Origin of the sequence: Bacillus infantis NRRL B-14911, from assembly GCF_000473245.1 — a bacterium.
GTDB classification, from domain to species: Bacteria; Bacillota; Bacilli; order Bacillales; family Cytobacillaceae; genus Bacillus_AB; species Bacillus_AB infantis.
Genome location: NC_022524.1, coordinates 2,214,944 through 2,230,857, shown reverse-complemented (window position 1 = coordinate 2,230,857; position 15,914 = coordinate 2,214,944). Strand labels below are relative to the sequence as shown.

General features: G+C 46.7%; 16 protein-coding genes. 9 read left to right on the top strand and 7 right to left on the bottom strand.

Annotated features, from left to right (window positions below; translation table 11 throughout):
- Window positions 1-28: 28 nt before the first annotated feature.
- Both N288_RS11145 and N288_RS11140 read left to right on the top strand, forming a co-directional pair.
- The gene (locus tag N288_RS11145) at window positions 29-1,384 is read left to right on the top strand and encodes an aspartate aminotransferase family protein (protein WP_009793882.1); all 1,356 of its coding nucleotides are present in this window, start codon (window positions 29-31) and stop codon (window positions 1,382-1,384) included.
- Between the two features lie 90 nt (window positions 1,385-1,474).
- A complete protein-coding gene (locus N288_RS11140) occupies window positions 1,475-1,939 on the top strand; it encodes a CoxG family protein (RefSeq protein WP_009793883.1) in 465 nt (154 codons plus the stop codon).
- A 5-nt stretch (window positions 1,940-1,944) separates the two neighbouring features.
- Here N288_RS11140 and N288_RS11135 read toward each other — a convergent pair whose 3' ends face one another.
- Window positions 1,945-2,481, bottom strand: coding sequence for a ribonuclease H-like YkuK family protein (locus N288_RS11135; protein WP_009793884.1), 537 nt, complete (start codon window positions 2,479-2,481; stop codon window positions 1,945-1,947).
- Window positions 2,482-2,710: 229 nt separating this feature from the next.
- On the opposite strand from N288_RS11135, the gene N288_RS11130 reads away from it, so the two are divergent.
- The 7 genes from N288_RS11130 (at window position 2,711) to N288_RS11100 (ending at window position 10,452) form a co-directional block, all read left to right on the top strand.
- On the top strand, window positions 2,711-3,337 hold the full coding sequence (locus N288_RS11130) for a flavodoxin family protein (RefSeq protein ID WP_009793885.1): 627 nt from the start codon (window positions 2,711-2,713) through the stop codon (window positions 3,335-3,337).
- 161 nt (window positions 3,338-3,498) lie between these two features.
- Window positions 3,499-4,911, top strand: coding sequence for a flavin monoamine oxidase family protein (locus N288_RS11125; RefSeq protein WP_009793887.1), 1,413 nt, complete (start codon window positions 3,499-3,501; stop codon window positions 4,909-4,911).
- A 135-nt stretch (window positions 4,912-5,046) separates the two neighbouring features.
- Window positions 5,047-5,643, top strand: coding sequence for a hypothetical protein (locus tag N288_RS11120; RefSeq protein WP_009793888.1), 597 nt, complete (start codon window positions 5,047-5,049; stop codon window positions 5,641-5,643).
- Window positions 5,644-5,829: 186 nt separating this feature from the next.
- A complete protein-coding gene (locus N288_RS11115; protein ID WP_022543841.1) occupies window positions 5,830-6,924 on the top strand; it encodes a branched-chain amino acid aminotransferase in 1,095 nt (364 codons plus the stop codon).
- 224 nt (window positions 6,925-7,148) lie between these two features.
- Window positions 7,149-8,573 carry an FAD-binding domain-containing protein gene (locus N288_RS11110; protein ID WP_009793890.1) on the top strand — a complete coding sequence of 475 codons (1,425 nt, stop codon included), beginning with the start codon at window positions 7,149-7,151 and terminating at the stop codon, window positions 8,571-8,573.
- Between the two features lie 218 nt (window positions 8,574-8,791).
- Window positions 8,792-9,838, top strand: a complete 1,047-nt coding sequence (gene mnmH / locus N288_RS11105; protein ID WP_009793891.1) for a tRNA 2-selenouridine(34) synthase MnmH — start codon at window positions 8,792-8,794, stop codon at window positions 9,836-9,838.
- A gap of 98 nt (window positions 9,839-9,936) precedes the next feature.
- A complete protein-coding gene (locus N288_RS11100) occupies window positions 9,937-10,452 on the top strand; it encodes an NUDIX hydrolase (protein WP_009793892.1) in 516 nt (171 codons plus the stop codon).
- Between the two features lie 21 nt (window positions 10,453-10,473).
- On the opposite strand, the gene N288_RS11095 is transcribed toward N288_RS11100, so the two are convergent.
- The 6 genes from N288_RS11095 to N288_RS11070 form a co-directional block, all read right to left on the bottom strand.
- The gene (locus N288_RS11095; RefSeq protein ID WP_050767302.1) at window positions 10,474-11,076 is read right to left on the bottom strand and encodes a polysaccharide deacetylase family protein; all 603 of its coding nucleotides are present in this window, start codon (window positions 11,074-11,076) and stop codon (window positions 10,474-10,476) included.
- 83 nt (window positions 11,077-11,159) lie between these two features.
- Window positions 11,160-11,912, bottom strand: coding sequence for a phosphonate ABC transporter ATP-binding protein (gene phnC, locus N288_RS11090; RefSeq protein WP_009793894.1), 753 nt, complete (start codon window positions 11,910-11,912; stop codon window positions 11,160-11,162).
- A gap of 15 nt (window positions 11,913-11,927) precedes the next feature.
- Window positions 11,928-12,683, bottom strand: a complete 756-nt coding sequence (gene phnE, locus N288_RS11085) for a phosphonate ABC transporter, permease protein PhnE (RefSeq protein ID WP_022543840.1) — start codon at window positions 12,681-12,683, stop codon at window positions 11,928-11,930.
- Window positions 12,684-12,694: 11 nt separating this feature from the next.
- A complete protein-coding gene (phnD, locus tag N288_RS11080) occupies window positions 12,695-13,603 on the bottom strand; it encodes a phosphate/phosphite/phosphonate ABC transporter substrate-binding protein (RefSeq protein ID WP_009793896.1) in 909 nt (302 codons plus the stop codon).
- Between the two features lie 114 nt (window positions 13,604-13,717).
- Window positions 13,718-14,767, bottom strand: a complete 1,050-nt coding sequence (gene selD / locus N288_RS11075; RefSeq protein ID WP_083783106.1) for a selenide, water dikinase SelD — start codon at window positions 14,765-14,767, stop codon at window positions 13,718-13,720.
- Between the two features lie 46 nt (window positions 14,768-14,813).
- The gene (locus N288_RS11070) at window positions 14,814-15,812 is read right to left on the bottom strand and encodes a glycosyltransferase (RefSeq protein WP_009793899.1); all 999 of its coding nucleotides are present in this window, start codon (window positions 15,810-15,812) and stop codon (window positions 14,814-14,816) included.
- Between the last annotated feature and the right edge of the window lie 102 nt (window positions 15,813-15,914).

Genomic DNA, 15,914 nt, shown 5'->3' with positions numbered 1-15,914 from the left:
CACTTAGCAGCAACGAGGAGGAGATAGGATGGCACAGTCAGTGAACGGAAATAAATCATTGCTTGAACAGGATGATCAATATGTATGGCATTCAATGAAGCCCTACAGCCCGCAGTCGACCATCGTCGCGGAAAAGGCTGAGGGTTCGTGGATAACTGCAAGTGACGGGAAACGCTATTTAGATGCGATGGCTGGCCTGTGGTGCGTGAATGCGGGATATGGCAGGAAGGAGCTTGCCGAGGCTGCATATGTACAGCTGAAGGAGATGCCTTATTTTCCGCTGACCCAAAGCCATGCTCCAGCCATCAGGCTTGCTGAGAAGCTGAATGAACTGCTTGGCGGAGAATATGTTATTTTCTTTTCCAACAGCGGATCGGAAGCAAATGAAACCGCCTTTAAAATCGCCAGGCAATATCATCAGCAGCGCGGGGAAGCAGGGCGCTATAAAATTGTGTCCCGCTACCGGTCCTATCATGGCAATACTATGGGATCGCTCGCCGCGACAGGGCAGGCGCAAAGAAAATACAAATATGAGCCGCTCTCCCCGGGATTCATACATGTACAGCCGCCAGACTCTTACAGAGATGAAGTCCACAGCGGCAGCCCTTCTGATCTGCCCGCAGTCAAAGCGCTTGACCAGGCAATGACTTGGGAACTGAGCGAAACGATTGCTGCCATGATTATGGAACCGATCATCACCGGAGGGGGAATCATCACTCCCCAGGAAGGCTATATGAAGGCTGCCAAAGAGGTGTGCGAAAAGCACGGAGCCCTGCTGATCTCTGACGAGGTGATCTGCGGCTTTGGCCGGACAGGGAAGCCTTTTGGCTTTATGCATGACGGTATAAGGCCCGATATCATCACAATGGCAAAAGGCATCACGAGCGCCTATCTCCCGCTGTCAGCCACTGCTGTGAAGAAAGAGATCTATGAAGCGTTCAAGGGAAGCGGGGAATACGACTATTTCAGGCATATCAATACATTCGGCGGCAATCCGGCTGCCTGCGCACTGGCGCTTAAAAACCTCGAAATTCTTGAAAAGGAAAACCTCTATAAACGTTCGGCCGATCTTGGCGCAAAGTTGAAAGAAAATCTTGCCTCCCGCCTGGCGGATCATCCTTTTGTTGGCGATGTCAGAGGGAAAGGGCTATTAATCGGAATTGAGCTAGTCAGCAGCAAAGAAACGAAAGAGCCTCTCGAGGCAGCCCTTGTCAATAAAGTCATAGCCGCCTGCCGTGAAAAAGGAGTGCTGATCGGGAAAAATGGAGCTACTGTGGCAGGCTACAATAACGTCCTTGCACTGTCGCCGCCCCTCAACATAAAAGAAGAAGATGCCGAACTTGTTATCGGGACCCTTAAGGATGCGCTGGAAAGTATTTTGTGAACGGCTTCATCCCGGTTTTTTCCGGCATAAGGAAAAATGGTTCAGAATAAGATGTGGAATAGAACCTATTTAGAAAAGGGAGTTTGATATATGGCCAGCTGCAGCCACCAGGCAGAAGTAAAAATACCGATAGAATCTTTGTGGGAATTCGTCAGCAATATTGACCGCTGGGCCCCGCTTGTGCCGGGATATATTGACCATACGATCATCAATGATCGGGAATCGACATGGAGCTTTTATACAGATGTGGGCATCATGAAGAAGAAGATACAGCTGAAGGTGGAGATCGTAACCTGGCAGGAGCCTGAAAAAGTCACTTTCAATCTTGAGGGAATCAACGAAAAAATTTCAGGTGAAGGCTATTTTTGGGCAAAAAAAGAGAACCGGACCAATATCATGACCGGCTGCCTGACCATTAGGGCCGAGGGCCTTATGGCAAAGATGGCCAACAGCATATTGAGTTCATCCCTGCCTTCCATCACGGTGGAGCTTACAGAGGCGGTTGCCCGGAAAGCTGAAGAAAATTATAACAGAAAAATCAAGACTCCATTATAAATTGCCTATTTAGTAAAACGGTTTGCATAGCTGGATGCCACAAAGGCCTCCGGCTTTATTTTTGGCTCAAGACCCATAGACTCCAGCCTTGCAACCATTTCATTTACGTACTCCCTTGTTTTGTTCCGCGGGCCGGCGCCAATATCGATATGCCCTTCTATCGCAAAAGTAGCTCCTTTGTAGACATGTGGCAGAACGATATCAATCATCCTGTTCTTTTTCTCATCATCAAAGAGGGCCACAACTTCCTCGGTCAGGGAGGTTTCGAACGAAATCCTTTCATGGAGCTGCTGCATCTTCCTGGGAACAGTCGTTTTCCTGATGCAGGCCCAGGCCCCTTTTCCTTCATTCTGAATAACAATCCCCGTTATAAAACGGGTCGACTCGGGATGAACCTGTGAATCTGTACCGACCATCAGCCTGTAATTGCCTGCAGGCTGCCGGGACATAAAGCGCAGGATGCGTTCAAAAACCTGTTCAAAGGTAAGATCATGCTCCTGCAGGTTCTGAAAGCTGAAAGTAGGAAGCGAATCGGTTTTCACTCTTTATCACCGCTTTTCAGTTGGTTTATGGAAAGAACCCGTGCATCCGGGGCATACCGGGTTCTTTTTAACCGTACACCCAAGTGTCTAAAGGTGCTGCTGTAATACATTATATTAATGTAATCGAAGGATGTTGTTCTTTTTTTAAAAGGCCTATTCTGCACATCTCCATGTTTGCCGGATTGCTGTGAGGATATATAACAGGAGAGAACGTAAGGAGGCTACCGTTATGAAAATCAAGAGTTTATTCCTGAATTGCAGTTTAAAAGCAGGGGCAGAGCCCTCAAATACCCAGCGGCTGATGGATGAGGTAATCGGTCACTTTGATACCCTTGGAGTAGAAACAGAAACCATCAGGCTTGCAGATTTCAACATTTCCTATGGGATTTCCGCCGATGAAGGAGAAGGGGATGAATGGCCGGAAATCTTTGAGAAAGTCAAAGAAGCGGATATCCTGGTCATTGGCACGCCGATCTGGCTCGGGGAAAAGAGCAGCATTGCCACACTGGCAATCGAGAGGCTATACGGCGCAAGCAGCATGACAAATGATAAGGGGCAATATCTTTATTATAATAAAGTAGGCGGAGCTGTTGTCACAGGCAATGAAGACGGAGCAAAGGACGCTTCCAAATCCATCATTTACGGTTTATCACATATCGGCTTTACCATCCCGCCGAATGTGGATGCCTATTGGGTAGGGGAAGCAGGCCCGGGCCCTTCATTCATCGAGGCGGAAGGCTATAAAAACAGCTTTACTAAACAGCACGCTAAAATTCTGGCCTATAACTTATTCCACTTTGCCAGTCTGCTGAAAAACCATCCCATCCCAGCAGAAGGCAATGTGATTGAAGGATAGCTGTACAGAAGAAACAGAGCAGACCTCCCCTCAGGCTGCTCTGTTTCTTTTTGTTTTCTATGCAGGATTTACACTTAATCTCATCAGTAATAAGGATTCAAGAACAGACATTGAGGGAATGCTATATTTTGCAATTTCAAGTTGGCAGCAGGAGTGACATTATGGACAGGTTTGAAATGAAACAGCATGCTATTGCCATCATCGGTGCCGGACTCGCAGGTCTTACCTGTGCTTTCCGGCTGAAGCAGGCAGGAATCGAAGCTGTGGTATTTGAATCACAGGCAGACGCAGGCGGCAGATGCCGGACAGACCGGGCTATTTTTGCGGAAGGGCAGTTTGCTGAATGCGGAGGAGAGTTCATTGATTCCAACCATAAAGAAATAATGGGCTTGATCTCTGAACTCGGTTTGCAGACAGATGACCTTACCAGCTTCGAAAAAAAAGGGGGAAAGCCGCTTTATCTTATTAATGGAAAAAGCATCCCCGGAGAAAAGATCGAGGATCTCTACAGCCGGATAGCTGACACTGTCAGAGAAGAATACAGGCTTTGCGAATTCCCTCCGTTGTATAACAGGCATTCTAAGCGTGCGAAAGAGCTGGACAGCATGTCGATCGTGGACTGGATCAATCAAAATATAGAGGGAGGAACTGGCTCTGAGTTCGGCCAGCTTTTATGCGATGCATACACAATCGAATATGGGGCAGATTGTGCTGAACAGAGCGCACTTAATCTCATCAGCCTTGTAGGAGGGCTGAATGGATCGCATTTCAATGTATTCGGCACCTCTGATGAAAGATACAGGGTGCGGGGCGGGAACGACCTGATCATTGAGAAATTAAAGCAAAAACTGGACGGGTCTATCCTTTATGACCACCAGCTTACAAGCATCAGATCCCTCGGGCAGGGCGGATATCACCTTGGATTTCAATCGGCTGGGAAAAGGAAGGAAGTCTATGCAGGCAAAGTCGTGATGGCCATTCCCTTTACTGTTTTAAAACAAACCGATTACACAAAGAGCGGCTTCAGCCCTCTAAAAGCAAAAGCAATAGAAGAGCTTGGCATGGGTCATAATTTAAAAGCACATTTTCAATTCAGCAGCAGATTTTGGGAGAAGTTTGCCAGCACCGGAACAATCTATACCAATGATATGTTCCAATCTGCCTTTGAAGCTACCCGGGCACAAAAGGGGGATGCCGGAATCCTTGTACATTATGCAGGCGGAAAGGAAGCCGTTCGGTTAATGAAAGAAGGCAAGGAAAAGCATAAGCGGAGATTCCTTCAGGATTTGTCACGGCTGTTCACAGGTGCAGCAGACCAATTTAATGGCAGGGATTTGATATCCTACTGGATTGCCGGCAGCTGGACTGGAGGTTCCTATTCCTTCAGGAAGGTCGGCCAGCACACCGGTTTTGCAGGAGTTGAGATGGAGAAGGAAGGAAGCTGCTATTTTGCCGGGGAGCATACATCCATCCTTTATCAGGGCTATATGAATGGAGCAGTAGAGAGCGGGGGCAGGGCAGCACTTGAAGTGCAGATGGACCTTTTGGACGAACATCATAAAGGCACTCTATAAAGCTATATTCCCCGGGGTCTCTGCCCTGCCCCGGATTATAGTGTTATGTGAAGCCAGAAAGGAATGGTATACTGCTTATAAGCCGGTTATAATTCCGGGATGAAATTCGCAAACCGCTAAAAAAGGAGAATACTCATGCTAAAAGAAAATCTTGCTTCATACATAGAAAAAGAACAAAAAGAGAAAGGGACTGCCCTGATTTTTGAAAAAGAAAAAGAATATCTCGGAATGACAGACTCTGATTCAGCTGATGGATTCACAATCGGCAATGAGGGAGACCGCTTCCGGGAGGCTTATTTGGAAAGAGGCGATAAGGAAACAGAAGAAATCCTTGCTGAAGAATCGCCAGATTTTCTGGAAAAGCCCATTTCCTATTTCCGTGAGCATAAACGCGAGTTTGTATACATGGAGTCCAAATGGTTTGATGTCATTGGCGCAGATGCTGTCTCTCTTGAAGTGGATGATGTGTTCGGCAACTACGATATTATGCTTGGATTAAAACTGCAGAAGAAGTATCAGAAATACCTCAAAGACAGCCTGGATAAAGGGCTTGAAGGCAGCGGGGACGCTTATGATCTGATGTTTGATTCAGGTGAAGGCATCTGGAATTTAAATTTTTCCCTCGATGCTCTTCCTGGTTTTCATGGCGGATTGTCAGTCGGGGAAGCATACAGTCTAGTATATGGATTCCTATTTAATCTTGCTGAGGGTGCACAAAGTCAGCAAGGATAAAGTTCTTGACATTTAATTAAAGGATTGCCATAATATTAAGAATATTATTAAAGGTTATTTATTGGAAAAGTAAGCAAGGGAGGGTGCAAATGATATGGTGCGATACCGCATTCACATCATTTGCTTCTTTTTCACCCATTCCCTTCAGCACTTCAAAGCATAATAGCAGAAAAGGAGTTTTCAAAAATGACAGATTGCCAGATCAGCGTAACTTTAAGGAACGAAAAAAAGGTCAAGCCGGAAGCAGCGGCACTGGAATTCGGCAGAAATTTCACTGACCATATGTTCGTGATGGACTATAAGGAAGGGTTCGGCTGGCATGATCCCCGCATCATTCCCTACCAGCCGCTCACATTGGATCCGGCAGCCATGATTTTTCATTATGGCCAGAGCGTCTTTGAAGGGCTTAAAGCATACCGGACAAAAGATCAGGAAATCCTTTTATTCAGGCCGGAAAAAAATCTGGAGAGACTGAACAGATCCAACAGCAGGCTTTGCATACCGCACATTGACGAGGACCTGGCGCTTGAAGCCCTCAAAAAACTGCTGATGATCGAAGAAGAGTGGGTTCCTTCTGCTGAAGGCACTTCCCTCTATATAAGGCCTTTTGTCATTTCCACAGAACCATATTTGGGAGTGGCTCCTTCTGCAAGCTATCAGTTCATCATCATCCTTTCCCCTGTCGGTGCCTATTACAAGGAAGGGATCAATCCCGTCAGAATCGCGGTAGAACGGGAATTCGTCAGGGCCGTCCCAGGCGGCACCGGCAATGCCAAGACAGGAGGCAACTATGCCGGAAGCCTGAAAGCCCAGCAGGGTGCCGGCAAAGGCGGATATGCCCAGGTATTATGGCTGGATGGAAAAGAAAAAAAGTATATTGAAGAAGTTGGGAGCATGAATGTCTTTTTCAAAGTGAATGGAGAAATCATCACGCCGGCTTTGAATGGAAGCATTCTTGAAGGGGTTACCAGGAATTCAATCATTGCCCTGCTTGAAGAATGGGGGCACCAAGTTACGGAAAAAAGGATTTCCATCGAGGAGCTGGCACAGGCTTACCGGAATCGGGAGCTCGAAGAAGCTTTTGGCACAGGGACTGCAGCAGTCATTTCCCCGATCGGCGAATTTCTATGGCAGGATGAAAAGCTTGTCATCAATAATGGAGAAACCGGGGAGCTGAGCCGGAAGCTGTATGATACACTGACTGGCATCCAATATGGCAGAGTTGCGGATCCTTTCGGGTGGACGGTGAAGGTGGAGAAGCCGGCAGCAGCGAAAGTGTAAGACTGAATACTGGAAGATGCTTAAATAAGCCCGGCAAATGCCGGGCTATTTATATTGCTGGCATTTCCTGATTACGTCAATCCGCTTCCGCTTTTCTTTATGTCCAGCTCCAGCGGCTAGAGCCTCGAGTCATAAGCCGCCTCCGCTTTTCTTTTACCCAGCTTTTTCTCTCTTAGTTCAGTATAATGGATAGAGACGCTATTCTAGTTTCGGAGTGATTTCTTATGAATATTGTATGGTTCAGGAAAGACTTAAGGATTCATGACCATCGGCCGCTTGCAGAGGCATGTGCTTCAGCGGAGGAGGTTATCCCTTTATATATAGCAGAACCGCTTTCAGGCCGGAAGGAAGTCTCAAGACGCCATATCCAATTTGCCGCAGAGGGGCTTGAGCAGCTGGATGAGGGCCTAAGGGGTCTTGGAGGAAGATTATTTGCCGCTCAAGGCACCATCATCGATATACTCGAAGAGCTACTGAAAAGATACGGTGATTTCTCCCTTTTTTTCCACCTGGAATACGATACGGATACTGACAGACTGGCTGCGGAGTGGATGGGGTCTAAAGGACTGCCTTTCTATCCTTTCCATCCTCCAGGCCAGCTGGAAAAACCAAAGAGCAAGAGCAGGTTCAGAAAGCTTTGGCAGGAGTCAATGCTTGAGGAGCTGACAGATCCTCCGGCTGCGGTCAGAGTTCCGGAAAAGGTGCCGGATTTTCTTAATCTTTCTGTTCAGAAGGCATTAGGCATGAAAGTTAAAGGAGAGGCCATCAGGTTTGGACAAAATGGCGGGGAAAAAAGGGGAATAGAAACACTGGAATTTTTCATAGGGGAACAGCTCGCCAACTATGAAAAAAACTATCAAAAACCGCTCGCTTCTTCTTTCTCTTCCAGCAGGCTTTCCCCGTACCTGGCATACGGTAATATTTCACCAAGGCTCGCCTACCATGAAGCCGCAAAGAAGGCGGAAAACTGTACAGAAACTGAGAAGCAGCAGCTAAGCCTTTTTCAATCAAAGCTGCTTGAGCGGAGTGAGGCATTGCAGTGGCAGGAAAAAGAAACACAAGCAAATGCAGCCGATAGTAATTCCGCCAGAGCGCATGATGCAGAGCTTCTTGAAAAATGGCGGACAGGAAATACCGGAATTCCTTCGGTTGATGCGAGTATGCGCTGCCTGCGCAAAACCGGCTGGCTCAATTACAGCAGCAGAAGGATGCTGGCAGGCTTTGCCTGTAATATACTTCTATTAGATTGGGAGAAGGCTGCACTGGAGCTCGCCCTTTTGTTCCTTGACCACGAGCCTGCTGTTCACATGAAAGAGATGGGCATTCTTGCCGGTAAAAGCGGCTCAAAAACCGTCAAAATCATCGATCCGGTCAAATGGGGAAAAGAGCTTGATACTGATGGAAGCTTTATCCGCCGGTATGTTCCGGAGCTGAAGGATGTGGATGCGGCATATATACACGAACCCTGGCTGTACCCTGGTTTTTTTCAGCTTGGATACCCAGCTCCCATTTGTGATGTACGGAAAGCAATTAAGCAAGCAAAAAGGCAAATAGAGGACCAGAAGAAAGATCAGAAACCTAAAGACATACTTAAAAGTAAAAAAGCAGCTCTTGAAAGTGAAGAACAGCTTACCTGGGATTTCGATTAAAGCTGAAAACCGGAAAAGGCTCAGGGGGAAAATCTGAAAATATGCTTTTAGCCGCGAAATGTTTTATAATAGGTAAAGGGCAGGATGTTCATCCGCTGAAGTCCCTCGGTTGAAGAAGATGTTTTTCCAGCTGATCCTCCCCGTGAGTGATCAGCTTTTCTATATGATAGCAGTAAAGATAAGCTTAGAATGCAACAGCAGGAAAGGCGGAATAAAAATTGTTCCAGGATGTAGGAATTGAGAAACTTTTAGAACTGAAGGATAAACGAAAGCTTGTACTGGTAGATGTAAGGTCTCCTTCTGAGTATAAGGACAGCACGATACCGGGAAGCATCAATATACCTTTGTTCAATGATGAAGAGCGGGCTGAAATCGGCACAATTTACAAACAGGTGAGTGTTGAAGCTGCCAAAGAACGCGGTCTGGAAATCGTTTCGGCCAAGCTTCCGGATTTTATCAGGGAATTTAATGCCGTTGAAGGCGACAAAGCCGTATTCTGCTGGAGAGGCGGGATGAGGAGCAGAACCTCTGCCACCCTCCTTGATCTGATGGGCATACGCACATACCGGCTAGAAGGCGGTGTCAGAGCGCATCGCAGATGGGTTGTCGAAACGCTTGAAGGACTCAAGCTTAAGCCCAAAGCATTCGTCTTGAACGGCTATACAGGTTCAGGGAAAACGGCCATTCTAGAGAAGCTGGCAGAAAAGGACTATAGTGTGATCGATCTCGAGGGACTTGCCAGGCACCGCGGTTCCATCTTTGGCCATATCGGCCTTGAACCGAGCAATCAGAAAATGTTCGATAGCAGGCTGCTGAGGAAGGTGCTCGAGGTGCAGGATTCTCCTTTTGTCTTTTTTGAAGCTGAGAGCAAAAGGGTTGGGAAGGTGGTGCTCCCTGAATCCATCATTGAAAAGAAGGAACAGGGGATCCAGCTGTTCATTGAGATGCCGATGGAAGAAAGAGTCCGCCATATCCTGGAGGATTACAAGCCATGGGATCATCCTGAAGCATGCTTTAATGCGTTCAGCCATATTAAAAACAGGATCCACACACCGATTGCTGCCGAAATAGAACAGAATCTCATTGATGAAGAGTATGGGTCAGCGGTTGCGCTGCTCCTTAAATATTATTATGATCCCCGTTATACGCATACAGCTAAAATGTATCCGGAAGACAGGATCGTGACTATTCAAGCCGCAAATATCGAGGATGCTGCCCAAAAGATAGAAGAGTACGTACTATCACAATCGCCGGTTGCGCAATAATTCTTGTATAAATAGGGCTGCATGCTGTCATGCAGCCCTATTTATTTTTGCTTTTAATGGTAAAATTAACCTAATGAGATGATAAGGTGGGGGTATGATTGGCTTTTTACAAACTTTTGGGCTTATCTGATACAAACATAGACAGGCAAATTAAAATACGGGAAGCGGTCAGGGCAATCATTATACAAGATGATCTGATCCTTCTTCTGCAGACAATTACAGGAGGCTATAAATTTCCCGGAGGAGGGGTAGAGGAAGGAGAAACCTGCACGGAAGCACTGATCAGGGAAGTTGCAGAGGAAACAGGCTACACAAGCTGCAGGGTTAAAGAAAAGGCTGGGGAAGTCGTTGAAAGGCGTATCGACGAATATGATGACCGCTTCATATTTCAAATGAATTCACATTTTTATATCTGTGAATTAAATGATTTCGCTTTGGCAGCGCAGCAGCTGGATACATATGAAGCAGAGCTGGGATTCATACCCAAATGGGTGGCCATTGATGAAGCAATAGAAGAAAATAAGAAAGCCATCGGGAAAATAAAAAATCATACTTGGCTAAAAAGGGAAAATTTTGTACTCGAAGAGCTTAAAGTTATGCTAATCAACCACTAAAAGCAAAAAGCACCCGGAGGGTTATGCTCCGGGCGCTTTCCTTTTGTTCTTTCCTGGCTGGAGGGAGGCAAAGCTATATCCTTTGAGTTTGATCTCTTTTAATAACTCAGGCAGGATATCAGCAGTCTGCTTTAGTTCATGCAGGAGGATAATGGCTCCATCTTCCAGATGATCAGTTACATTGCAAATGATTTTTTCCGGGTTTCCTTTAAGCTCCCAATCAAGGGATGCAATTCGCCACATTACAGGGGTCAATTCGAGTTCATTGGCCGCCTTAAGGGTAGCTTCATTATACTGGCCAAAAGGCGGACGGAAGAATACAGGCGCCTTTCCGGTAACCCGGCGGATCTTCTCTTTGCTGGTTTCCAGGTCCTTATATTGATCCTCACAGGAGAGAGCAGCCATATTTTTGTGGCGGGATGAATGAGTTCCAATGATATGCCCTTCATCGAGCACTCTTTCCCATGGCCTTTCAGGATACAGAAGCCGTGTCTGCCAGAAAAAAGCGGCATATGCATTTTCCGCTGCCAGGCTGTCCAAAATGGAATGCAAATGCCTGCCAGGTCCATCATCAAAGGTTAAAACCACTGACGGCTTTTCACCGGGCTGTAATTTTGATAACACTTCATTATCTGCTGAGTCGTACACGACTCTTGTCTCATCAACCACTCAAGGACTTTTTGTCATAAGTATTCTCCTTCCCCGGATCAGACCGGAATAAATTCAGCCCCATAGGTCTGTTTATACAATTCATCTGTGAATTCATCAGGTTTCCCGTCAAAGATGAGGCTGCCATCTTTTAAGGCAAGAATGCGTGTTGCATAGCGCTTTGCGAGGGAAACATCGTGAACATTAATGATGGTCAGAAGGCCATGCTCTCTGTGAAGGGACTGAAGAAGCGAGAAAATCCTCTCTGATGTCCCGGGATCAAGGCTTGCCACAGGTTCATCACCAAGAAACACTTTGGGAGACTGGAGCAGGGCCCTTGCTATGCCGACGCGCTGCTTCTGTCCTCCGCTCAATTGTTCAACTTTCCTTCCGGCAAACTCACTCAGGCCGACATCTTCCATCACACTGCGGGCAAGTCCAATTTCTTTTCTGGAAAAAGCGCCTATCAGATTTTTGAAAGTGTTTCTGTAGCCAAACATTCCTGTCAGGACATTTTGCATGACTGTCAGACGGGGGATGAGATTATAATGCTGAAAGATCATGCCCATTTCCCTCCGTACAAGCCGTTCTTCCTCGGCAGATTTGCCGGATACCGGCTTGCCCTGAAAGTATACTTCCCCAGCAGAAGGCTTCTGGAGCCCATTCATGCAGCGGATCAGTGTAGACTTCCCGGCACCGCTTTTTCCAAGTACACATATGAATTCGCCTTGGTTCAGTTCAAGGTTTATGTTATGCAGGGCAGGGGAGTCAGCCTTCGGATAACGTACGGTAACATTCTCCAGCTTGATCATAAGCCCAGCCTCCTTTTAAATCACTTTATTTCTGACAAAGCTTCCAAACAAATCGACGATTACGACTATGACCATAATAATCAGCACATCGAGAGAAACGGCAGAATAATGGAAGGTCTTGAAATCATTGAACAATCTCTGTCCTATTCCGCCTCCGCCGATAAAACCAAGAATCAGAGAGGTACGGATCGCTACCTCGAACCGGTAGAAAAACTGGGACAGCACATTCGGCCAAATTTGCGGCAGGATGCTGAACAGGGAGCCAAACCAGCTTTTGGCGCCGACTGCCCGCATGGCTTCCTGCGGCCCGCGCTCTGAGGACTCTATCAGTTCTGATATCAGCTTTCCAAGCACACCGGCATTATGGAACAAAATGGCCAGTACAGCAGGAAAAGGCCCAAGGCCCAAGGCCGTAAGAAGGATCAGCCCAAATACGATCTCCGGAACTGAGCGGACGAAACTGAGGCCTAGCCTTGTCACATGATAGACTGCTTTCGATGGGGAAGTGTTCCTTGCAGCCAGGAAACTGAGCGGCAATGCCGCCAGCAGGCCGAGGAAGCTCCCCAGAAATGCCATCGCCAATGTTTCCATGCTGTCCTGGAGCATCCGGGGTAGGAGCGAGAAATCCATTGGAAACCACTGCGATAAAAAGTCGATCATATTCCGGAAATCACGGAATTTAGTCAGATCAAACTCTGTAAGACGGGCACTGGCGTATACAGCCAGTGCCAGCAGAAGAACAGTAAAAATACTACGCTGTTTAAACCACACAATAATCAGCTCTATTCGTTAATGATTCCCTGTTTGACAGCTGCTTCCCTGATGCTTTCATACTGTTCATTGGAAGCCTCGGTAAAACCTGTTGCGCCAAACGCATCAAGCACTTCTTTATCATCGATCGCCAGGAATGTTTCCTGAAGCTTTTCTATTGTTTCTTTATCTGTATCTTGATGAACTGCCCAAGGATATTGGAAAAGTTTCTCGGATTCCCAGATTGTCTTGAACTGCTCTCCATCAATTTTTCCTGAATCTACAAGCTGATTGTAGATGGCGCTGTCAATCGCACCGGCATCCACCTGCTTGTTTTGGACAGCCAGGGCTGTAGCATCATGGGAACCTGTGAATCTGACTGATTTGAACTTATTGTCATCCTCGGATGTATAAACACCCTGATCCTGAAGTTCAATGGAAGGGATAAGAGAGCCGGACGTTGAATTGATATCGCCAAAAGCAAAATCAATTTCTCCTGCTGCTGCTACCAGGTCTTCCATGTTATTGTACGGGCTGTCTTTATGTGTGACGATATATGAATGGTAGAAAGGCTCTCCATCTATCAGCTGGGTGATGATTGCTTCAGCACCGCTTTTTTCGTGTGCAACCACATATGTAAGCGGTCCAAAATAGGCCATATCGATTTTATCGTAGTTCATCGCTTCAACTACGCCATTATAATCAGGATAAACCTCAACATCCACTTTCCTGTCCAGCTCTTTTTCAAGGATCGACTGAAGCTTGTCCATGGCCGTTTCCATTGCACCTTCCGTTTGTACCGGTATGACGCCGATTGTGAAAGCTTCTTCTTCTTCATTATTATTGCTGTTTTCTTTTTGTTCTGTGCCTTCCTCTGAACCGCAAGCGGCAAGAATCATGATCAGCGTAAAGGCAGCTGCAGTCATTAGCCATTTTTTCATCAATAAAACACCTCATTAATATAATTGGGGGGATGGGCAGAGAGGCAGCATAAGCTTTAAGCCAATCTGCCTGACATCCCATACCCCTTAAAAAAGGACTCTAATCGAGTCCTTTTACAATACTTTAATCTTCCCGGGAGATTGATCTGTTACTTCGCCGATGATAGCAGAAGTGACATTTCTTTCTTCAAGGGCCTTTTGCAGTGCTTCAGCTTCCGCCTCAGGCACAGAAATCAGCAGCCCGCCTGAAGTGATGGCATCACACAGGATCAGCTGGGTTGTTTCATCAATATCAGGATTGTACTCAATCCGCCCTGACAGCCATTTGTGGTTCTTCCTTGAACCGCCAGGAATGATATTCTGTTCTGCGAGCTCACGTGTCCTTGGAAGGACCGGTACACTACCGCTGTTGATGATAACACCGGCTCCACTGCCTTCAGCAAGCTCGATCGCATGGCCGAGGAGGCCAAAGCCAGTCACATCGGTACAGGCATTCACCTGGAAGCTTTCCATTGCTTCTGCGGCATCTTTATTAAGTGCAGCCATTACGTTCATGACAAGATCGATATCTTCCTTCTCGAGCAGGTCCCGCTTGATCGCTGTCGTAAGGATGCCGACACCGATCGGCTTTGTCAAAATCAAACGGTCGCCAGGCTTAGCGCCGGCATTGGCCCTGATTTTATCCGGATGCACAACACCTGTGACTGAGAGTCCGAATTTGGGCTCCTGGTCATCGATCGAGTGTCCTCCGACAAGGGCGGCCCCTGATTCCATGACTTTGTCTGATGCTCCTGCCAGGATGTCAGCAAGGATGCTCTTATCAAGAGTGCTGATAGGGAATCCGACGATATTCATAACTGTGATCGGTTTTCCGCCCATTGCATAGACATCGCTTAATGAGTTTGCAGCCGCAATCTGGCCGAACATATAAGGGTCATCTACAATCGGTGTGAAAAAGTCGAGCGTCTGCACTAAAGCAACATCATCGCTTATTTTATATACTCCTGCATCATCGGAAGTATCAAGCCCGACAAGCAGATTTGGATCAGGTACAGCTTTGGGCAAATGACGCAGAACCTGCGCCAGGTCCTCAGGACCAATTTTGCATCCTCAGCCGCCTTTTGTTGATAGCGAAGTCAATTTGATGATTTCTTCTCTGGACATGAATTCCTCTCCTTTCATTAAACAAGGGCTGTCCCAAACAAGCTGTTCAGGAAGGGGCAAGCACCCTGCTGTATATCCTCAGCATACTTTCGGCCTCAGATACATTAGAGTGGTGTTCTGCTATGTAATTTTCAGCAGCAGCTCCAAGTTTTTTTCTTATCTCGTAATTATTGATCAAGCGCTCGGCATAAGCAAGAAATTCGACTTCATTCTGATAAACAAATCCGGTGGTTCCGTGCTTTACAAGACTTATGTTTCCTTCATTGGCTGAAACTAATACAGGCAATCCGCAATCCATCGCTTCTATGATGGCTGCCGGCTGTCCCTCGGAAATAGAAGTGTTCAGGAGGGCATCTGCACATTCGTAAAGACTTCCCATTTTACTGTGGGGAATCTGGCCGATATAGTCGATCCAATCTTCCTGTTCCGCCAGCTTTTTCACGTATGATCCTTCTTCTTCTTCAATGACAGGACCTGAAATCACTAAACGGATATGGGGATACCTGTCATGCAGTTTTTTTAGGGATGCGATTGCGAACGGGATATTCTTGATTTTCCTGATCCCGGCTGGAAGCAGGAAGACAAATGTATTTTGCTCTTTCTTAAAAACAGGCTCCATCATTTCAAACTGACTTCTTCCTTGTGGAATCACATAGACCTTTGCTTCAGCATCGGGAACTTCGCTAATGAGAAGCTGCTTTGCCTGTTCATTGAAGACTGTAATGGCTTTTGCTTCCTGAAGCGTCCTGATTATATCCTGCCGCCTTTCATGATGAAAAAGATCCTGATTCAGGTCGGTTCCTGTCATTGTGATCACATAGTTATCTATCGGCATACCAAGCTCTTTCTTGTAAAGGAAAAAGCGGTAAGCATGAAAACCATGGACGATATCTCCCTGTGGAAGGGGGGATGCGGGTCTTTCTGTTGAAGAAACAATTTTTGTATCTGCTCCAAGCCTGCGGAGGCCGTCAGATATTCTTTTAACGGTAATTGTATTTCCACGTTCCTGATGGAAATTGGGAGAAGCCAAAATAATCTTCATCATGTCACTCCTTTTATGCCGATTCTCTGCTGCAAAAACTGACAGCCGCCTGCCGCTAAAGCATACACAATCAGTAGTATATACATACCCTCAAAATTATACCGG

Coding starts and splice junctions, on each gene's coding strand:
- N288_RS11145 (WP_009793882.1), top strand. CDS start 29: ATGGCACAGTCAGTGAACGGAAATAAATCATTGCTTGAACAGGATGAT.
- N288_RS11140 (WP_009793883.1), top strand. CDS start 1,475: ATGGCCAGCTGCAGCCACCAGGCAGAAGTAAAAATACCGATAGAATCT.
- N288_RS11130 (WP_009793885.1), top strand. CDS start 2,711: ATGAAAATCAAGAGTTTATTCCTGAATTGCAGTTTAAAAGCAGGGGCA.
- N288_RS11125 (WP_009793887.1), top strand. CDS start 3,499: ATGGACAGGTTTGAAATGAAACAGCATGCTATTGCCATCATCGGTGCC.
- N288_RS11120 (WP_009793888.1), top strand. CDS start 5,047: ATGCTAAAAGAAAATCTTGCTTCATACATAGAAAAAGAACAAAAAGAG.
- N288_RS11115 (WP_022543841.1), top strand. CDS start 5,830: ATGACAGATTGCCAGATCAGCGTAACTTTAAGGAACGAAAAAAAGGTC.
- N288_RS11110 (WP_009793890.1), top strand. CDS start 7,149: ATGAATATTGTATGGTTCAGGAAAGACTTAAGGATTCATGACCATCGG.
- phnC (WP_009793894.1), bottom strand. CDS start 11,912: ATGATCAAGCTGGAGAATGTTACCGTACGTTATCCGAAGGCTGACTCC.
- phnD (WP_009793896.1), bottom strand. CDS start 13,603: ATGAAAAAATGGCTAATGACTGCAGCTGCCTTTACGCTGATCATGATT.
- N288_RS11070 (WP_009793899.1), bottom strand. CDS start 15,812: ATGATGAAGATTATTTTGGCTTCTCCCAATTTCCATCAGGAACGTGGA.